Consider the following 19,292-nt stretch of genomic DNA (forward strand, 5'->3'; position numbering starts at 1 on the left):
CATCCTAATCCCACAATCTACAAATGAGTTTCTCGCCCGCGACTTCTTTTGATACGCATCCGCCGCGCGAATGTTCGTCGTCTCAATAATGTCAACAATCGAGTAGATAGGTCGCTCGTTAAACACAGCACAGCACGGAATTGCTTATCGGGCAGCGCCGCTATATGCATATACAGCTTTAAGCGGAGCATTTGATGAGTAGAACAACGGGTGGCTTTGGAGAGATCCAGGGTTTAAGGGCAATTGCAGTCCTTGCCGTGCTGATTTTCCATACGTGGGCATCCGTCCTGCCAGGCGGGTTCGTCGGCGTAGATGTTTTTTTCGTTATATCCGGCTTCGTAATTACCAACTCGCTATACGTGCAGGTATTGAAGACCGGCCACTTTTCATTATTGGACTTTTATTCCAGACGCGTCCGCAGGCTTATTCCGGCGGCCACAACCGTTCTGATTGTGACATTCATTGCATGTTACTTTTTCCTGCCTCCAAATCGTTGGAATGAGACGCTATACGAGCTGTTAGCGAGTGCGCTCTTTGTAGAAAACTGGATGCTTATAGCCAATACGGTCGACTATCTGGCGTCAAAAAACGCAGCCAGTCCCGTCCAGCATTATTGGTCTTTGTCAATTGAAGAGCAGTTCTACTTCTTCTGGCCAATTGCGTTTGCACTGGCAATCTGGCTATCAACTCGTCTGAAATGGGCTCTCCCAAAAATCCTCTTTATCGGCATCCTTATTGTTTTCGCCTGTTCGCTTTACGCCTCATGGTATTTCACAGCTACGGAAAGAGCTTCCGCCTACTTTCTTACCCAAACCCGTGTGTGGGAACTGGCATTGGGTGGATTGATTGCGATCGGTATGTATGGCCGGGAATTCAGGCACAATACAAAGCTTGGCCTGTCGACCGCCGGTATGCTCGCAATCCTCTATGCGATCTTGTTCTACGATTCTAATACGCGATTTCCGGGACTCGCCGCACTTGTGCCGACTTTGGGCGCTGCTCTCATTATCAGCGCGCGCAATCTCGAAGGCGATGTATTCAGCATTCTGAATGCCACTCCACTCAAAAAAATTGGTGACAGGTCTTACTCACTCTATCTGTGGCACTGGCCAGTCATCGTTCTCTACAAAGCCAATTTTGATGGCATGGGGTTACCGACTGGCCTAGCCCTGCTCGTGCTGATCGCATTGTTATCCGAAACCTCTTACAGAGTAATCGAACAGAGATTCCGGACACCTTCGAAACCGCGTGACAGCGTTCCCATGTACGTCGCAGGAAGCGGCATCGCTATAAGCCTGACTTGTGCGGTGATTTTCAGCATATGGGGTCAACATCAACCTATAACCATTCCCGCATCCGAGACTTGGGAATATCCGGGCCCATTGACATTGCTCGATGGCTTCGCCACACCGCCAAATGTGGATTATTTCCCCTCGCTGGAACAGCTTAAGCGCGATGTTCCAGCGTCATACCGCGAGAAGTGCCATCAGGACAAGGAAGAGGAAGAGGCAACCGAGTGCAACTCTGGAACACCTTCTTCCAATAAATTGATTGTTCTCGTTGGCGATTCCGTAGCTGCACAATGGGCACCAGCACTCGAAAAAATAGCCTTTCAGGAAGATTTTAAACTCGTTTCCGTCACCAAGTCTGCCTGCCCTTACGCCAGAGTCCAAGTCGAGTTGGAAGGTGAGCATTATCCATCATGCATGCGCTGGCGCGATGATATGATATCGGAAATCGCTCAAATGCGCCCCAGTATGATCTTCGCCAGTCAGGCAAGCAACTATTTCGACGTCAGTGACGAAGAAATGGAAAATGGCTTCAAAAGTGTCTGGCAGGATTTCCTTGCAACTGGTGCAAAGTTGTATGTCATTGAATCTACGCCATTACTGCCATTTGACCCGGCGGATTGTCTAGCGCGAAACGCGGGACCGTGTATCTATACCCGCGATGATGTTTCCAAAGCGAGTGTTTTGTTCAAAGCCGCTCAGACCATGCCGGCTGTCGATTATATCGATATGACGGATGGAATTTGCCTGACGAACACATGCTCGGTTGTTGTCGGCAATGTTATAGCATGGCGAGATCCTGTGCATCTTTCGGCAACCTATGCTGGCCTTTTGTCCTCATATCTCAAAGCAGAAGCTGGGCTTTAAGTTCAACGGTAATTTTTCAAAGACCACCATTGTAGCAGGTTGTGTTGACATCAAGTTCCTTTGCGACGCGCGGCCAACATATAGAAATATTCTTCTGACGGGCTCCGCCAATATTAATGCAAGCAAAAATGCGTTGAGCAATTATCTGGTCGGCAAGAGCGGTGCCAACATCATCAACGGTGGAACCGGAAATGAAGTTTTGCTTTGGTAATATTGATCTCAGTCGCTAATGCCATCGCGCCCTTCAATCGACATCAATGTAGCAGTGAGGAGAGCAATCAACTTTCGTTGGCCATCCTTTTCAGCGAACACTTCTGACTGAGCCAATGTTAGTGTTCTCCCTGCTTTGATCACCTTGCCGCGAGCAATAATGACATCCCCGACCGCAGGCGCAACGAGGTTGATTTTAAATTCGGTGGTCAGCACTCCTCGACCGGCAGGCATTTGAGTGAGCGCAGCGTAGCCAGCAGCCGTGTCTGCAATGGCACTGACCGCTCCCGCATGAACGAATCCGTGCTGTTGTGAAATTGCGGATTTAGGCTTCAACTCAATCTCTACAACACCAGATTGAACCAAGGTAAGTGAAGCGCCGATAGTGCTCATCAGCCCCTGTTTGGCAAAACTAGAGCGGATACGCTGTTCGAAAGCCATGGGTTCGTTCATGAGCCTCATCCTCCCAATTAAGTGCCATGGAGTTAGGAATACTAAAACAAAGGCCGAAGACTAAAGCTAATTTTCGAGAAAACCGACAACAGAATGGCATCGCTCAACGAAACTGCGTTTCCCGCAAGCTCTGGGCAAATTTGTGAACGCATATTGCTCTAACCTGAATGGGGAACATCCAAATCTGCAAAGTGCAATATAGACAAAGGCTTACAACAACCCGAAAGGGAAAGTGGTGCGGTCGAGAAGACTCGAACTTCCACGTCTTGCGACACAGCGACCTCAACGCTGCGCGTCTACCAATTCCGCCACGACCGCACTGTGGTAGAAGCCGAACATGTCGGCTTGGCGCTAGTAGCAAATAGGTTTCCGGTAAACAAGCCCTATCGCGCGATATCTCAAATTGTTTTTCACAAACCTGTCAAAAAGCCGCGCTTGCCGCATCCCACTGGAAATCCAGCCGGAAAAAGTCCATATGCGCGGGACCCATCCTGATCTCCCTGTGGGGAGCCCGACAGGCAGTATTAATTGGAATAACTGAACGCCATGAAATCCAGCCGCGACGAACTCGCTCCCGCTTTTCTGCCGCAAGACGGATCACGACCAGTGGAATGGAAAGTGGCTGAAGGTTTGACCGATTATGACTCCGCCCTTGCCTTTATGGAAGAGCGTGTCGCAGCAATCAGAGAGGGTACAGCGTCCGAGCTGATCTGGCTTGTCGAGCACCCACCACTCTATACAGCTGGCACGAGTGCCAAACAGGCAGATTTGCTGACGACTGATCGTTTCCCCGTCTATGCGACTGGTCGCGGCGGCGAATACACCTATCATGGCCCCGGCCAGCGCGTAGCATATGTAATGCTGGACTTGAAGCGTCGGCGCGAAGACATCCGGGCGTTTGTAACGGCTTTGGAACAATGGATCATTTCCACCCTCGATTCTTTCAATGTTAGGGGTGAACGGCGCGAAGACCGCGTTGGCGTGTGGGTCACCAGACCCGAACGCCCTGCTCTGCCGGATGGCTCCCCCGCTGAAGACAAGATTGCGGCCATAGGCATCCGCCTGCGTAAATGGGTCAGCTTTCACGGAATCTCGATCAATGTCGAACCGGAGCTGTCACATTTTGACGGGATTGTTCCTTGCGGCGTGCGCGGACACGGCGTTACCAGCCTCGTTGATCTGGGGTTGCCAGTTGAGATGCATGATCTCGACAAAGCATTGCTTGAGTCTTTTGAAGGCGTGTTTGGCGCCATCGAACGGGCCTAGGTCGCAACCCTAGTCAAATTCCATAATAACAGCGTCCACCGCAAGACTATCGCCCTGCTTTGCATTGATTACGGAAACGGTCAGATCACGCTCTGCCCGCAGTACATTTTCCATCTTCATGGCTTCGACGATAGCAAGCGTTTCACCCGCCTTTACCTCCTGCCCGACAACAACATTGACCGCAACCAGCAGTCCCGGCATCGGGCAGAGCAATAGCTTCGATGTGTCTGGTGGAATTTTCACTGGCATCAGCTTTTCAAGCACTGCCACGTGCTTTTGCATCGGATGCGCAACGACTGACAAACCTTTCCAGTCAATTCGCATACCGTTTGCCACGGGACGAAGTTGCGCCTTAACCGGACGCTCGTTCACATAGCCATCCCAAACGGCATCGCCCGGCCGCCAATCACTGCGAACATTGATGAAGTCGCCGTCCCGCAATGAGAATTCAAATTTGACGGGCGGCTTTGCCGAAGTGGTGCGTATAATTACCGGCACATACTCATCGCCAATTCGCACCTCCCATTCAGCATGGATTTTGCCTGAGTGCGGACGCAGGCGATCGCCCAGACGGTCAAGCCTCTCTTTCCGCACCAATTCAGCGGAAAGTGCAATCGACGCCAGAATATCGAGATCCTCAGGCGTCGGAGATATTGGCTTGAAACCATCCGGGAATTCCTCGGCGATGAAAGCCGTGGAAAGCCTGCCTTCGCGCCAGCGCGGATGCTGCATCAGCGCCGCCAGAAACGGGATATTGTGCTCAATGCCATCAACGACAAAATTGTCGAGCGCATCGGCCATCGCATCCACCGCTTCCAGCCGCGTCGGTGCCCATGTGCAAAGCTTTGCCACCATGGGATCGTAGAACATAGAAATCTCGGAGCCTTCGGTCACGCCAGTATCATTGCGGATGATCGCCTTGCCGGCTGGCCCTTCCGCCGGCGGGCGATAGCGGGTCAGACGGCCGATGGAAGGCAGGAAGTTGCGATAAGGGTCTTCCGCATACAGACGGCTCTCGACAGCCCAACCATTGAGCTTCACATCGCTTTGCTTGATTGCAAGCTTCTCACCCGCTGCAATACGGATCATCTGCTCAACCAGATCAATGCCAGTAATCAGTTCGGTTACCGGATGTTCCACCTGCAAACGCGTGTTCATCTCAAGGAAGTAAAAATTGCGATCCTTGTCGACGATGAATTCCACAGTACCCGCACTCTGGTAATCAACCGCCTTTGACAAGGCGACGGCCTGTTCGCCCATCGCCTTGCGGGTTGCTTCATCCAGAAAAGGCGATGGCGCTTCTTCAACCACTTTCTGGTTACGCCGCTGTACGGAACATTCACGTTCGCCGAGATAAATGCAGTTGCCGAATCCATCAGCCAGCACCTGAATTTCGATATGACGCGGGTCAACAATGAATTTTTCAATGAAAACGCGATCATCGCCGAAGGAGTTACGGGCTTCCGAAGTGGCCCGTTCGAAGCCATCGCGCACTTCTGCCTCATCCCAGGCGATGCGCATACCCTTTCCGCCGCCGCCAGCGGAAGCCTTGATCATGACCGGATAGCCAATTTCTCCCGCGATCCGCTCGGCATGCGCAATGTCTTTAATCACATCCGGCGAGCCTGGAACCGTGCTAACCTTCGCTTCACTGGCAAATTTCTTGGACTCGATCTTATCGCCCATGGCAATGATTGCCCGTGGCTTCGGGCCGATAAAGATGATGCCCTGCTTTTCCAAAGCTTCACAAAAGGCAGCGCGCTCTGAAAGAAAGCCATAGCCGGGGTGTACCGCCTCAGCTCCCGTCTCCTTGCAGGCTGCAATGATCTTTTCAGGAATGAGGTAGCTTTCGGATGCAGCGGCAGGGCCAATGTGCACAGCCTCATCAGCCATTTCGACATGCACGGCATCGCGATCGGCGTCGGAATAGACCGCTACAGTTGCAATACCCATCTCGCGCGCGGATTTGATAACGCGACATGCAATCTCGCCGCGATTGGCAATCAGAATCTTTTTAAACACTTAGACCTCCCAACAGATCTTTGTTTCTATTGTGAAACACATTTTTGCTCAACCGCTGTCTGTCAATTGTATGCAGGTTCCGAAACTTCACGTTTCTTCCCCTCGCGCCAGATCAGATAAGCGCCGGACGCCACGATTATGATGATCCCGACCCATTTAGAGGGTGTTGGAAAATCATTGAAAACCAGAAGCCCGATGAGTACTGCCATGACAATCTCAAGATATTGAAAGGGTGCCAGCAACGAAGCCGGAGCGAGGCGTGACGCCTGCGTAATAAGGAGATGGCCGATTGTGGCTATCAATCCCATCATGAAAAGCAGGAACCACGACATGGCATTGCCTGGCATGGCGAAAGTCATGTCCTGAATGCCCAGTATCGCGGCGGGGATCAGAGCCAGCAAAACGGTGATTGTCCCGCCAAGCCCGGCGTAAAGCTGCATGACAAGGGGTGTATCGACCGTGCCATAGCGGCGGTTAAGGATAAGATAGATCGCAAAAACAGCAGCAGTGCCAAGCGGCAACAGCGATATCCAACCAAACAGTTCCCAGCTTGGCTGGATCACAATCAACGTTCCGATGAAGCCGATTGCAACGGCAATACGCCGCCCCCACCCAACCTGCTCTTTCAAGATGAGCGCTGACAACACAGTCAACATTAACGGCTCGACAAAAAATACAGCCATTGCATCAGCAAGTGGCATGTACTTCACAGCGGCATAGAAACACAGGCTGCCAATACCCATAAGGAAGCCGCGAAACAGGTTTCCCCAAAGTTTTACCGGCTTCAGTGATTTGAATCCCGTCATCGGGACAATAATCATCATTGTCAGAATAGTCTGTACGACAAACCTGAAAAGCGTGGCGGTTGCGGGCGGCAAGCTGTCAAATACCGCAAGCCATTTTGCAATCGCGTCCATCATCGGCAGGAAAAACATGGCGATGGCCATTGCAGAAACGCCCCGCACTTGCTGTGAGGTCGTATTTTCCATTGCCTTGACCTTTCTGAGGAAAGCCTGCCGGTGGGACTTTCGGCATATCCACTCCATCAGAAAAAGCAATCTCGGCGCGCCAACAAACTCGCAAAATAGCTACGGAATTTGACTTTTCAGGCCGTAAATGTTGCAAAGGGCCCTCCCAAGACTGAAAAAACAAGAAGAAACTGGAGAATTCAATGAATTTTCATTCAAACATCATGACCGAAACACCAGACATGGACACCATGGGCGGCAGGCTGTTGCGGGCACGCGATGTCAAATCCATGAGCGTATCGCAGGTTGCCGAACGTATTGGTGTAAAGACCCAGACAATTCTTGCATGGGAGTCCGATCGCTCAGAACCCCGCGCCAACAGATTGGTCATGCTTGCAGGATTTCTCGGCGTGACACCGACCTGGTTAATGCATGGCATTGGTCAGGCTCCGGCAGATGCAGCAGAAGATGCCGCAACAATCAATGCAGAACTCCGGATACTCAAGAATTACCACGAAAAGCTTGGCGACCGGATCAGTCAGCTGGAAGATCGCGTCGCAACGCTCAAAGCCGCGTAAAATATGGGGATTCACCGCTTTGTTCGACGGTGACCTCTGGAACATATAGCGAACGCCCATCGCGTTTAACATCGAACCATGCAAAGATCAGAAGTGATTCGAAACGACAGAATATTGGCCTGCCATGGATGATAATAACGATCTATTTTCAGCAATTGTGAAAACTGCTCGCGAGCGGCAGGAAGCAGTTGCACCGGCAAAGAAAGCCGATACTGCTCCTCAGGCTGCCACTGCGGCTCCAATTGCACCAGCGCAATCCGCTGCCGCAAGAGCCCCTCTGCGCGCTGTTCCGGAAAGCAGCGGCAATTATAACGCTTCCGACATTGAGGTTCTTGAAGGTCTCGAGCCTGTCCGCCGTCGTCCGGGTATGTATATCGGGGGCACGGATGAGCGTGCCCTGCATCACCTTTTTGCTGAAATCATTGATAACTCCATGGATGAGGCCGTTGCCGGCCATGCCAACTTCATCGATATCGACCTTGACGAAAACGGCTACTTGTCCGTGATGGATAATGGTCGTGGTATCCCGATAGATGCGCATCCGAAATTCAAGGACAAATCCGCGCTCGAAGTCATCATGACCACGCTGCATTCGGGTGGCAAATTCGACTCCAAGGTTTATGAAACCTCCGGTGGTCTGCATGGTGTTGGCGTTTCTGTGGTCAATGCGCTGTCCGATCATCTTGAGGTCGAAGTTGCCCGCAACCGCCGCCTTTATCGTCAGCGCTTCTCGCGCGGCAAGGCACTTGGCCCGCTTGAAGAGGTCGGTGAAGTACAGAACCGGCGTGGTACCCGCGTGACCTTCCATCCGGACGCCGAAATCTTCGGCCAGGACGCAAAGTTCGATCCCGCGCGCCTCTACAAGATGGCACGCTCGAAGGCTTATCTGTTCGGCGGCGTTGAGATTCGCTGGAATTGTGCTCCATCATTGCTTGATCCAAAAGATCCGACGCCTGATAAGGCTGTTTTCCACTTCCCCGGGGGATTGAAAGATTACCTTGGCGCTTCGCTCGGCAAGGATTTTCAGATTACCCGCGAAATGTTTGCCGGAAAGACCGAGAAGTCCGGCGGGCACGGTTCGATGGAATGGGCAGTTGCATGGTATGGCGGGGACGGTTTCGTAAACTCCTACTGCAATACCATTCCCACAGGCGAAGGTGGCACCCACGAAGCCGGACTACGCATTGCCCTCACCCGTGGCTTGAAGGCCTATGCGGAACTGACAAACAACAAGCGCGCTTCCATCATCACCACAGATGACGTGATGATTTCGTCCGCCGCCATGCTGTCTGTATTTATCCGCGAGCCGGAGTTTGTCGGACAGACCAAGGACAAGCTTGCAACTGTCGAGGCACAGCGCCTCGTGGAAAATGCTATCCGCGATCCATTTGATCATTGGCTTGCTGCCTCTCCACAGGAAGCATCCAAACTGCTCGATTGGGTAGTGGATCGCGCGGAAGAGCGCGTGAAACGCCGTCAGGAAAAAGAAGTAAACCGCAAATCAGCGGTCAAGAAGCTGCGCCTGCCCGGCAAACTGGCCGATTGCAGTCAAACTGGCGCGCTTGGCGCAGAACTCTTTATCGTCGAGGGTGATTCCGCAGGTGGTTCCGCCAAGCAGGCACGTGATCGCGCGACGCAGGCCGTATTGCCTCTACGCGGCAAGATACTGAACGTCGTAAGCGCTGGCCGCGAAAAGATGACGGCAAACCAGCAGATTGGCGATCTCATTCAGGCGCTTGGTTGCGGAACGCGGTCGAAGTATCGCGATGAAGATTTGCGTTACGACCGCATTATTATAATGACCGACGCCGACGTTGATGGCGCTCATATCGCTTCGCTCCTCATCACGTTCTTCTATCAGGAAATGCCGGATCTTATCCGCAACGGCCACCTGTTCTTGGGCGTTCCGCCCCTGTACCGGATCGCCCAAGGCGGTACAGTCGCCTATGCGCGGGATGATGCCCACAAGGATGAGTTGATGAAGACGCTTTTCACGGGTCGTGGGAAGATTGAAATCGGGCGCTTCAAGGGACTTGGTGAAATGCGCGCTGATCAGCTCAAGGAAACGACCATGGATCGCAAGAAGCGCACATTGCTTCGTGTCCAGATCGACGAAGAATGGGCGAATGAAACCCGTCTTGCCGTCGATGACCTGATGGGAACGAGACCGGATGCACGGTTCCGCTTTATTCAGGACCGGGCTGCATTTGTTGAGGAATTGGATATCTAGACAAGGTTGCACCCTCCTGCTGCGTGGTTCGACGGGGCTCACCATGAGGAAGGTGGGAGACTGCATGGGCAATTGCGGACGATGCAATTATTGCTGTTCTGCAATCAACCACCTTCCTCATAGTGAGCGTCCTGAGCTTGTCGAAGGGCGAACCACGCAAAAAGTTCATGCAAGCGTATCTAAATTCAGCCCATCGATGCTCTAAACGCCGTCCACTGGCGACGGAGGGGCGAAATCTCGGCTATCTCCGTAGCGGCATCAAAGCCCTTGGCTTTCAGCCGCTTCAAATACACCGGCGTCAGCCAAACCGGCAGATAGGCAGGGCGCAGTGATTTCGGCAAGGATTTCGCGCCTGCATGAAACTTTGTGAAATGATCTTCGGCCAACGCAATCATCGCAGCGATGGCACGCTTGGTTGCCTCGGGATCAGTTCCATCCAGCAAAACCTGCGATGAGCAGCCGACAGCGGCAAGCACATCCGCCGGTATATAGACCTGACCACGACGCCGATGCAGCGGTAAAAGCCGCAAAAGCCCCGTGATGGCTTGAGCGACACCGGCGTGTCCGGCAAGATCGGCAAATTTGGCAGCCTGCTCTGCATCAAGGATTAGTGACGCGAGCTGGATAATCGCCGAAGCAGTTTCCCCGCAATAGCCCTCCAGATCATTGCGGCTCGGCATGGGATCATCGTAAAAGTCGAAAATGCGCGCTTCACAGTAATTGTCAAAAGCTGCTCGCGGCAAATTATATGCTTTGATCGCGTCCAGAAGCGCCGCCGCTACAGGATTAGCCGCTGCTGAACCATGCTCCGTGCCGTTGATCAGATCACGCCACCACTGCAACCGGACTTCACCCGGAAGAGGATCGCGGATCAGGTCGCGAATACGCGCAATTTCGACATTAAATGCATAAAGCGCTGCCAAAGCGCCGCGCTTTTCTTCAGGTGCGTAAAGAACTGAAAGATAGCGATCAGGATCGGCGTCCCGCAGCAATTGCATGCAGTGAGTTTCATTGACATTCATGGCGTGAGATATAGCGGGCCGGTGAAATTAATCCACCGCAAACAACGCCGCAGCCACAGCGCGATTTTCGGCCAGAAGCACATTATAGGTGCGCACCGCAGCTCCGGTGCTCATGGGGTCTGCGGAAATGCGATGCTTGCGCAAGACGTCGCGCAGCTCCTCCGGCAAACGCCGCAGCTCGGTGCCCGTCCCAACCAGAAGAATTTCAATTTCTGATGACTGTTCAAGAACAAGCACCAGATCAGCCGCAGTAGGTACAGGCGGCGATTTCGGCTCCCAGCCATGGATACCAGAAGGGAGGCAAAGGATTGAACCACGATGCGACATATCGGCGAACCGGAAGCCACCGTTGCCATAGGCGTCAATAGGAGCACGCCCGGGAAAATGCGCATCCCGAATTTCTATCCCTTTGGCCACGATTAAACTCTGCTTTCGTCGGAAATCGGCGCAGGGCTCTGCTCGTCCATCACATCGCGTCCTTTAAGGCCGAACAGCATCAATAACGGACCAGCTACGAAGATCGATGAGTAAGTTGCAACGATGATACCAACTGCAATGGTCAAAGCGAAGGAACGCACATCATCGCCGCCATAGAGATAAAGCACTATGAGAGCGAGGAATGTCGCCAGAGATGTGAGGATCGTCCGCGAAAGCGTTTGATTGATCGAAGCATCCAGTATGGAAGCGAGCGATGCTCTATTACCATATTTTCGAAGGTTCTCGCGTACGCGGTCGTAAATAACCACTGTATCGTTCAACGAGTATCCGACAATCGCAAGTAGTGCCGCAATGCTCCAGAGATTGAATTCCATCTTGAATACAATGAACATCAAAAGCAGCAACAGCACGTCGTGGATTGTTGCAAGGATAGCTCCAAGAGCGAAGTGCCACTCAAAGCGGAACCAGACATAGGCAAAGATCAGCACAAGGCAGAGCCCCACCGCCAGCAGACCAGCTTGAGACAATTCGCTCGATACAGACGGTCCGATGACGTCTACGCGCGGAAAGTTATATTCGTCCTGAAACTCACCGCGAATTTTGACGCCCACTGTCTGCTCTGCGTCTTCGCCCTCGCCCTGACTGCCAACCGTAATCAGCGCCCGGTCATCGGATTTGAAACGTTCTATCTTGACGTCGCCAATGTTCAGTTCGTCAAGACGGCTATAAACATCATCAAGATCAATGGCACCTTCTGACGATTGCATTTCGACCATCGTTCCACCCTTGAAATCGATGCCCAAATTCATGCCGATAATCGCGAAAAGAACGATTGCCGCGATGCTGGAAAGCGCTGAGAAACCAAGTGTTAAGCCACGCAGCTTCATGAAGCCTATTTTCGTATCGTACGGAACGAGCTTCAGCAGTGCGCCTGGCACCTCCTTCGGCTTCGAACGCTGAACCCATACAGAAACCAGGAGGCGCGTCAGCGTGAAGGTTGTAAACAGCGTCGTCACTATACCGATGGTTACAGTCAACGCAAACCCGTGCACCGGTCCACTGCCAAGGGTAAACAGCACCAATGCCGCAATCAATGTCGTAACATTGGCATCGACAATGGTCGCCAATGCCCGGGCGAAACCGGAATCGATTGCCTGAATAACCGAGAAACCAGCGCGCCTGTCCTCGCGTATACGCTCATAGATCAGCACATTCGAGTCCACAGCCATGCCAATGGTAAGAACGATACCCGCAACACCAGCAAGCGTCAGCGGCGCACCAAACAATGTCAGGACAGCCACGATCAGCACGACATTGACCACAAGCGCAATGCTGGCGATTACGCCGAGTAATCCGTAGGTCAAAAGCATGAAAAGAATGACCAAGGCAGCACCGATCAGCGCCGCGATCTTACCTGATGAAACAGATGCCGCTCCAAGATCGGTGCCGATTGTACGTTCTTCAAGAACAGTTACACCAGCTGGCAGGGAACCGGCCCGCATGACAAGCGCCAGATTGCTGGCACCGGAAAGGTCGAAATTGCCCGCAATCTGTCCGGTATTGCCGGGTATGGCTTCCTGGATAACAGGTGCGGAGAGCACCTGATTGTCGAGAACGATGGCAAATGATTGCCCGATACCCGCCTTGGTGGCCTTTGAGAAACGGTCGGCACCAACGCTGTCCAGATGAAAAGTAATAACCGGTTGCTGCGTCGCCGTGTCAATTCCAGCCTGCGCGTCGACAAAGTTCTTGTTGGTGACGAGAGGCTCTTTCTTTACAAGATAAGCCACAGGCGGATCGTCAAACGAATAGACGACTTCGTCCCCTTCAGGCGGCGTTCCGTCAATAGCCTCTTGGACCGGCACAGAAGGATCAACCATGCGGAAACTCAATTCGCCCGTGAGGCTAAGAATGTCCTTGAGAAGTTGGGAGTCGTAAAGACCGGGAACTTCGATCAGCACGCGGCCATTTCGTTCGGTCACGACGTGAGGGTTGGCATAGCCTAGTTCGTTGAGACGCCGTGTAAGCACTGCAACGGTCGCGTCGGTATCGGGCAGATGCTCTCTATCCACCTGCAGACGTATGCGCGATCCGCCTTCAAGGTCCAGACCAAGCGCCAGTTGCTTCTTTGGCAGCCAGTCGGGCAAACCGTCCAGCTGGCTCTGCGTAAACACATTGGGAAGCGAAAGTATCAGTCCAATAAGGACCACGGCCCAGATGAGAACAGTCTTCCAGCGGCTAAAGTAAAGCATACGGTCGCAACCTCAAGAATCAAAAGGACGGCTCCTTACTGCGCCGTGCGCCCGTTTGGACGCACAAAGGACGCAGTAACCCGTTGAATTTACGCATATTCCCTATCCAAAACAGAATCAGTTTTGGGGATATGCGCAAGCCGCCCTTCACTTAAGCTTTATTTCTTGTTGTCGGCAACCGGTTCGCCTTTGACGCGAACATCAGCCACCAGTCCGCGTAGAACGCGAGCCTTTACACCGTCGCCGATTTCAACATCGAGTTCACCGGTTTCTTCGTAAACTTTCGTGACCTTCGCAATGAAACCACCACCCGTGATGATTGTGTCGCCGCGGCGGATATTCTTCAACTGCTCTTCACGCTTCTTCGCAGCTGTGCGCTGCGGGCGGATGATCAGGAAGTACATGATCACGAAAATCAGAATGAAGGGCAGAATGCTCATCAGCATTTCCGGTGCGCCACCGATACCCGTTGCCTGTGCATATGCGGGAGTTACGAACATAGAACCTCCAGTAGATCAAATTTGAAACAATCAGAACCTGCGCAATACAATGTTTAAGCTGGCAAAAGCAACAGTACAAAACCGCCGCGGCTGCTTTTCCATTACCGGTCAACATGATAGTGACAGCACGCTGACGAATGTAAGGGCTGTGAACGATATGACTGAGGAATTGCTGAGCGAAAAACTTGACCGCCTGATTGCTGTACTTGAGCGCATGGCGCCGCCTACCCCGCAGCCGGTCAATCTTGAAATTGCAGATTGTTTTGTCTGGAACCCTGCACGGCTTGGCTTCGATCCCGTAAACAAGGTCAATCGCGTGGATATTTCGCTTATCCAAGGCGTCGACACGGTTCGCGATATTCTTTTCGATAATACCAAGCGCTTTGCCGACGGCATGCAGGCCAACAACGTACTGCTTTGGGGCGCACGCGGTATGGGCAAGTCTTCGCTGGTCAAGGCTGTTCATGCCTCGGTAAATGCCGATGCGCCAGCGGCGGCTCATCCGCTCAAGCTGGTTGAAATTCACCGTGAAGATATAGACAGTCTTCCGGCATTGATGGGTATCATCAAAAACACGCCTTATCTGTTCATCCTGTTTTGCGATGATCTCTCCTTTGACCACGACGATACGTCTTACAAATCGTTGAAAGCTGCGCTTGAGGGAGGCGTCGAAGGCCGTCCGGACAACGTCATTTTCTACGCTACTTCCAACCGCCGTCACTTGCTGCCCCGTGACATGATTGAAAACGAGCGATCGACTGCCATCAATCCGTCGGAAGCCGTGGAAGAGAAAGTCTCGCTATCGGACCGATTTGGCCTCTGGCTCGGCTTTCACAAGTGTAGCCAAGACGATTATCTGGCAATGATCGATGGTTACGCCGCACATTTTGATCTGACTATGGAGAAAGATCAACTTCACGCGCAGGCGCTGGAATGGTCGACGACCCGTGGAGCGCGATCCGGGCGCGTTGCCTGGCAGTTCATACAGGATCTTGCCGGACGGCTCGGAAAGAAGCTGTAAAGAAAAAAGCCCGCGTCTTTCAACACGGGCTTTTTCTTCAGTTTAGCGGCTCAATTATAGTTCGAGATACTTCGCAGGATCAACAGGTGTCGAGTTCTTGCGTACCTCGAAATGCAGCTTAGGCGTCGTTGCATTGCCCGTCATACCGGACATGCCCAGTTCTTCGCCCCGCTTGACCTTCTGGCCACGCTGCACACTCAACTTGCTTGCGTTGCCATATACGGTAACCAGACCGTTGTCGTGGCGAACCAGCACGGTATTGCCGAATTCCTTCAAGCCATCACCGGAGTAGATCACGACGCCATTTTCAGCGGCTTTGATCGGCGTGCCTTCCGGAACCGAAATATCGATACCGTCGCTGCCCTTTCCGTAGTTGGCAACCACACGGCCACGTACAGGCCAGCGCAACTGCGAAGCACCCGTGGCTGACGGAGCCGACGCGACTTCCTTCTCGGCTTCGCCAATGACTTTCTCACTCGCCTGTGGAGGCGTATAAGGCTTGGCTTCCGATCCTGCAGCAGCAGGCGCAACTTGCGCAGGTGCGCTCGCCACAACCTTTGGCTGCTCAACCGGCTGCGTAGCAGCAGTCTTCACCTGATCTGTGGCACCCTTTGGCTTCATCGTATTGGCGACATTCTGGGCCATCGATGAATTGGATGGCGGGATGATCAGCGACTGACCAAGACGGACCGTGCCGTCCTGCATGTTGTTTGCCTGCTTGATCGCGTCGATGTTGGCGCCGGTCTTGCGGGAAATCGCATGAAGCGTATCGCCGGATTGCACCTTGTACGTGCTGCTGGCTGTCGCATTTGCTATCGGCTTTGCAGCAGCCTGCGCAGGAGCAGTTGCCGTTGGCATTCTGGCTTCACGTCCATCAGGCGTTCTTAATGTTGCCGATCCTGCAGGAGCGGTCTGCATTGGGGCTGCCATGGCGACCTGCTGCTGACGGATGGGCGCATTGTTTGCAACGGGAGCAAGCGCCGGGCGCGACGGCTGCGATGAAACCGGAGGCAGCGATGAAGCGCTTTGGCTACCCACAGCAGGCAAGCTGCCACGCTGGACACTGCCGGACGAGCGTATCGGAGCATTGTTGACTGAGGCAGTGTAAGTGGAATCGACTGGCGGCGTATAACCGTTCTGGCCGTTATTCTGCGACTGCATGACCGATCTCTGGTTATCGCTGTAACCGGAGCTGAAATCTGCACTGGAGAAACGTGACACTCCGGAGCTGCAGCCGGCAGCAATGCCGGCAACTGTGAGAATGGCGGCATTGAGAGCCAACCGCCGTGACGCTTTGTCTAGTGTACTCAAACGCATCGCTTAATCCCGCCCGTACTCATACAAGAATATTAGACGCATTAGATCGCGTTAATGTTACCCGACCGTTAAACTTTCAAAAAATTTGGAAAAAATTCACCAAGCTCGTAAACGCTTGGCCTAATGGCAGCGTAAGCCATCGTCAGCTAAAGGGCTGAAGAAACCCCTTCGGCCAAAGGTAAAAACCGCACACGCATCAAATCCTGCTGGTCAAAACGACTGCCCACCTTTGTAAGTCGTGCAACAGTCTGCTCTCCATCAACGGGGCCAATAGGCGCTACCAGAATGCCGTTAGACGACAAAAGATCAACAAAATGCCTTGGCATGGAGTCGAACGCGGACCAAACAATAATTCGGTCGAACGGGCCATCACTCGCAAGCCCGAGACGTCCGTCGGCGTGTTTGACAATGCAATTTTCAATCTTCAAAGCCTGAATGCGTTGCCGGGCGAGTTCGACCAGCGTGCGATAACGCTCAAGCGAAAGCACACGCCCCGAGAGTCGTGCCATGACGGAAGCTGTAAAACCTGATCCGGTTCCGATTTCCAGAACCCTGTGCGATGGCTCCAGCTCAAGTGTCTTGATCAACTGAGCCTGCAGGTCCAGTCCTTCGATGAATTCGCCGCATTCGATCGGCAAAACTCCTCGGCTATAGGCTACATTTCCAAGATTGCCGCCGACAAAACTCATGCGCGGCGTTGCCTCGAGCGCACTCATCAATCTTTGGTCGCTCAGCCCCAATCCCCGCATCCGCAGCACAAATGCGGCAAACCCCTCCCGTTCGGACATCGCAGCCTTCATACGAATGTTTCCTCCAGAACCGCCCGCATTTCATGCGCAGTCAGATCGAGTTGCAATGGCGTGATGGAGATGAAGTTGTTACGGATCGCCGCGACGTCGCTGTTTTCGGCAGGTACATCCTTTCCCCTCCCGTAGCGCAGCCAGTAATAGGGCAATCCGCGTCCGTCCTGGCGTTCCTCTATCGCAAGCCCATGCGAGAGTTTCCCCTGCACTGTCACGCGCGTTCCAGCAATTTCCGACGCCTGACAGCTCGGAAAGTTGATGTTGACCAGAACACCTTTGGCAAGTTCAACGCCCAAGACCTTCTTCAATACAGCTGGAGCGCGTTCTTCCACGATTTCCCATGGCAGCACGCGAGCACCGCCGTTGAGGTTGTATTCCTGCGACAGGGCAATGGATTTGATGCCAAGCAATGTGCCTTCAATAGCGGCGGCAATCGTCCCGGAATAAGTAACATCGTCCGCAGTGTTCGATCCGGAGTTGACACCCGAAAGGACCAGATCAGGCGGCTCTGGCATCACATGTTTAACGCCCATGATCACACAATCGGTTGGCGTGCCGCTGACGGCAAAATGCCGATCATCAATCTTGCGCAACCGCAGTGGATTGGAAAGGGTGAGCGAGTGAGCGAGTCCACTCTGGTCTGTCTCCGGCGCGATAACCCAGACGTCATCGGAAAGCTGGCGGGCGACGCGCTCCAGAACACTCAGACCCTCCGCATGAATTCCGTCATCGTTGGTCAAGAGAATCCGCATCGCCCTACCCTGTCTGTTATGCCGCTTTTTCTATCCGCGTCAGTCCACCCATATAAGGCACAAGTGCTTGAGGAACTGTAACACTGCCGTCTTCATTCTGATAATTTTCGACAACTGCGATCAAGGCACGGCCAACCGCAGTGCCCGATCCATTCAGCGTGTGAACAAAGCGCGTGGATTTCTCGCCTTCGGGCCGGTAACGGGCATTCATCCGCCTTCCCTGGAAATCACCGCAGACCGAACAGCTTGAAATTTCCCGATAGGACTTTTGGCCCGGTAGCCATACTTCCAGATCATAGGTCTTCTGCGCACCAAAACCCATATCGCCCGTGCAAAGCGTCATCGTACGGAATGAAAGATCAAGCCGTTTCAGAACTTCCTCGGCACAGGCAGTCATACGCTCATGTTCTTCAACGGAGCGTTCCGCATCAGTGATCGAAACCAGTTCCACCTTCATGAACTGATGCTGGCGCAGCATTCCGCGTGTATCACGCCCGGCGGAACCCGCCTCTGAGCGGAAACAAGCCGTCAGTGCAGTCATACGGATCGGCAGATCACGAATATCGAGTATTTCCTCACGCACCAGATTGGTCAGCGGCACTTCGGCAGTCGGAATGAGATATCGGCCATCGGTGGTCTTGAAGAGATCTTCGGCAAATTTTGGCAATTGCCCCGTGCCGTAGAGCGTATCGTCGTTAACCAGCAGCGGCGGGCTGACCTCGATATAGCCATGCTCCGTGGTGTGCATGTCCAACATGAACTGGCCAAGGGCCCGTTCCAGCCGGGCAAGCTGGCTCTTCAAGACAGTGAAGCGGCTGCCGGACAAGCGGGCAGCGCGCTCGAAATCCATATAGCCGAGCTTTTCGCCAATTTCGAAATGCTCTTTCGGTTCAAACGAAAAGTTCTTGAGCAGACCTACACGGCGTGTTTCCACATTGCCGCTTTCGTCTTTGCCCAGCGGTACGCTGTCGAGCGGGATGTTTGGCAGCACTTCCAAAGCTTCATTGAGGGCACGCTCAAGCTGACGCTCTTCCTCTTCGGCAGAAGTCAGCAATTGCTTTATATCGGCAACTTCCGCCTTGAGCCGGTCGGCTGTCGCCTGATCCTTGGCACCCATTGCCTTGCCAATCTCTTTCGAAGCGGCATTGCGGCGTTCCTGCAGCGCTTGAGACTTGGCAATGGACTGCCGCCGCTTTTCATCAAGCTCGATCAGACGCGACGAAACAGATTCCACTCCACGCTTGGCCATTGCTGTGTCGAAAGCCTGCGGATTCTGGACGATCCATTTGATGTCATGCATGGGA

The 19,292-nt window shown here is 53.2% G+C and carries 16 protein-coding genes and 1 tRNA gene; 5 read left to right on the forward strand and 12 right to left on the reverse strand.

Going from position 1 to position 19,292, the window contains the following annotated elements:
- Positions 1–194 precede the first annotated feature (194 nt).
- Complete coding sequence (locus ABKW30_RS18505; protein WP_348600368.1) at positions 195–2,156, forward strand: acyltransferase family protein; 1,962 nt, start codon at positions 195–197, stop codon at positions 2,154–2,156.
- 219 nt (positions 2,157–2,375) lie between these two features.
- On the opposite strand, the gene ABKW30_RS18510 is transcribed toward ABKW30_RS18505, so the two are convergent.
- Entirely contained in the window at positions 2,376–2,807 is a 432-nt protein-coding gene (locus tag ABKW30_RS18510) for a PaaI family thioesterase (RefSeq protein ID WP_348600369.1), read from the reverse strand.
- A 245-nt stretch (positions 2,808–3,052) separates the two neighbouring features.
- Positions 3,053–3,137: transfer RNA gene (locus ABKW30_RS18515), tRNA-Leu, on the reverse strand.
- A gap of 228 nt (positions 3,138–3,365) precedes the next feature.
- Between ABKW30_RS18515 and lipB the strand changes: the two genes are divergently transcribed.
- Positions 3,366–4,085 carry a lipoyl(octanoyl) transferase LipB gene (gene lipB, locus ABKW30_RS18520; protein ID WP_348600370.1) on the forward strand — a complete coding sequence of 240 codons (720 nt, stop codon included), beginning with the start codon at positions 3,366–3,368 and terminating at the stop codon, positions 4,083–4,085.
- Positions 4,086–4,094: 9 nt separating this feature from the next.
- Here lipB and ABKW30_RS18525 read toward each other — a convergent pair whose 3' ends face one another.
- Both ABKW30_RS18525 and ABKW30_RS18530 read right to left on the reverse strand, forming a co-directional pair.
- Positions 4,095–6,107: an acetyl/propionyl/methylcrotonyl-CoA carboxylase subunit alpha gene (locus ABKW30_RS18525; protein WP_348600371.1), complete on the reverse strand. Its 2,013-nt coding sequence runs from the start codon at positions 6,105–6,107 to the stop codon at positions 4,095–4,097.
- Between the two features lie 62 nt (positions 6,108–6,169).
- Entirely contained in the window at positions 6,170–7,096 is a 927-nt protein-coding gene (locus tag ABKW30_RS18530) for an EamA family transporter (protein WP_348600372.1), read from the reverse strand.
- 182 nt (positions 7,097–7,278) lie between these two features.
- On the opposite strand from ABKW30_RS18530, the gene ABKW30_RS18535 reads away from it, so the two are divergent.
- A complete protein-coding gene (locus tag ABKW30_RS18535; protein WP_348600373.1) occupies positions 7,279–7,653 on the forward strand; it encodes a helix-turn-helix transcriptional regulator in 375 nt (124 codons plus the stop codon).
- Positions 7,654–7,777: 124 nt separating this feature from the next.
- Positions 7,778–9,883 carry a DNA topoisomerase IV subunit B gene (gene parE / locus ABKW30_RS18540; protein WP_348600374.1) on the forward strand — a complete coding sequence of 702 codons (2,106 nt, stop codon included), beginning with the start codon at positions 7,778–7,780 and terminating at the stop codon, positions 9,881–9,883.
- A gap of 185 nt (positions 9,884–10,068) precedes the next feature.
- Here the strand turns inward: parE and ABKW30_RS18545 are convergent, their stop codons facing one another.
- The 4 genes from ABKW30_RS18545 to yajC form a co-directional block, all read right to left on the reverse strand.
- Positions 10,069–10,905 carry a phytoene/squalene synthase family protein gene (locus ABKW30_RS18545; protein WP_348600375.1) on the reverse strand — a complete coding sequence of 279 codons (837 nt, stop codon included), beginning with the start codon at positions 10,903–10,905 and terminating at the stop codon, positions 10,069–10,071.
- A 27-nt stretch (positions 10,906–10,932) separates the two neighbouring features.
- Entirely contained in the window at positions 10,933–11,322 is a 390-nt protein-coding gene (locus ABKW30_RS18550) for an Mth938-like domain-containing protein (RefSeq protein ID WP_348600376.1), read from the reverse strand.
- A 2-nt stretch (positions 11,323–11,324) separates the two neighbouring features.
- Positions 11,325–13,595 carry a protein translocase subunit SecD gene (gene secD, locus ABKW30_RS18555; RefSeq protein ID WP_348600377.1) on the reverse strand — a complete coding sequence of 757 codons (2,271 nt, stop codon included), beginning with the start codon at positions 13,593–13,595 and terminating at the stop codon, positions 11,325–11,327.
- Between the two features lie 158 nt (positions 13,596–13,753).
- Positions 13,754–14,095: a preprotein translocase subunit YajC gene (gene yajC, locus ABKW30_RS18560; RefSeq protein WP_348600378.1), complete on the reverse strand. Its 342-nt coding sequence runs from the start codon at positions 14,093–14,095 to the stop codon at positions 13,754–13,756.
- Between the two features lie 157 nt (positions 14,096–14,252).
- On the opposite strand from yajC, the gene ABKW30_RS18565 reads away from it, so the two are divergent.
- The gene (locus ABKW30_RS18565; protein WP_348600445.1) at positions 14,253–15,116 is read left to right on the forward strand and encodes an ATP-binding protein; all 864 of its coding nucleotides are present in this window, start codon (positions 14,253–14,255) and stop codon (positions 15,114–15,116) included.
- A gap of 54 nt (positions 15,117–15,170) precedes the next feature.
- On the opposite strand, the gene ABKW30_RS18570 is transcribed toward ABKW30_RS18565, so the two are convergent.
- From ABKW30_RS18570 to serS, 4 genes are all read right to left on the reverse strand, one after another.
- Positions 15,171–16,433, reverse strand: a complete 1,263-nt coding sequence (locus ABKW30_RS18570) for a peptidoglycan DD-metalloendopeptidase family protein (protein WP_348600379.1) — start codon at positions 16,431–16,433, stop codon at positions 15,171–15,173.
- A gap of 146 nt (positions 16,434–16,579) precedes the next feature.
- The gene (locus tag ABKW30_RS18575) at positions 16,580–17,233 is read right to left on the reverse strand and encodes a protein-L-isoaspartate(D-aspartate) O-methyltransferase (protein WP_348600381.1); all 654 of its coding nucleotides are present in this window, start codon (positions 17,231–17,233) and stop codon (positions 16,580–16,582) included.
- A complete protein-coding gene (surE, locus tag ABKW30_RS18580) occupies positions 17,230–17,988 on the reverse strand; it encodes a 5'/3'-nucleotidase SurE (RefSeq protein WP_348600382.1) in 759 nt (252 codons plus the stop codon). Before surE ends, ABKW30_RS18575 begins: the two co-directional genes overlap by 4 nt.
- Before the next feature lie 16 nt (positions 17,989–18,004).
- A complete protein-coding gene (serS, locus tag ABKW30_RS18585) occupies positions 18,005–19,288 on the reverse strand; it encodes a serine--tRNA ligase (RefSeq protein ID WP_348600383.1) in 1,284 nt (427 codons plus the stop codon).
- Positions 19,289–19,292 lie beyond the last annotated feature (4 nt).

Source organism: Phyllobacterium sp. SB3 (assembly GCF_040009165.1).
Taxonomy (GTDB): domain Bacteria; phylum Pseudomonadota; class Alphaproteobacteria; order Rhizobiales; family Rhizobiaceae; genus Phyllobacterium.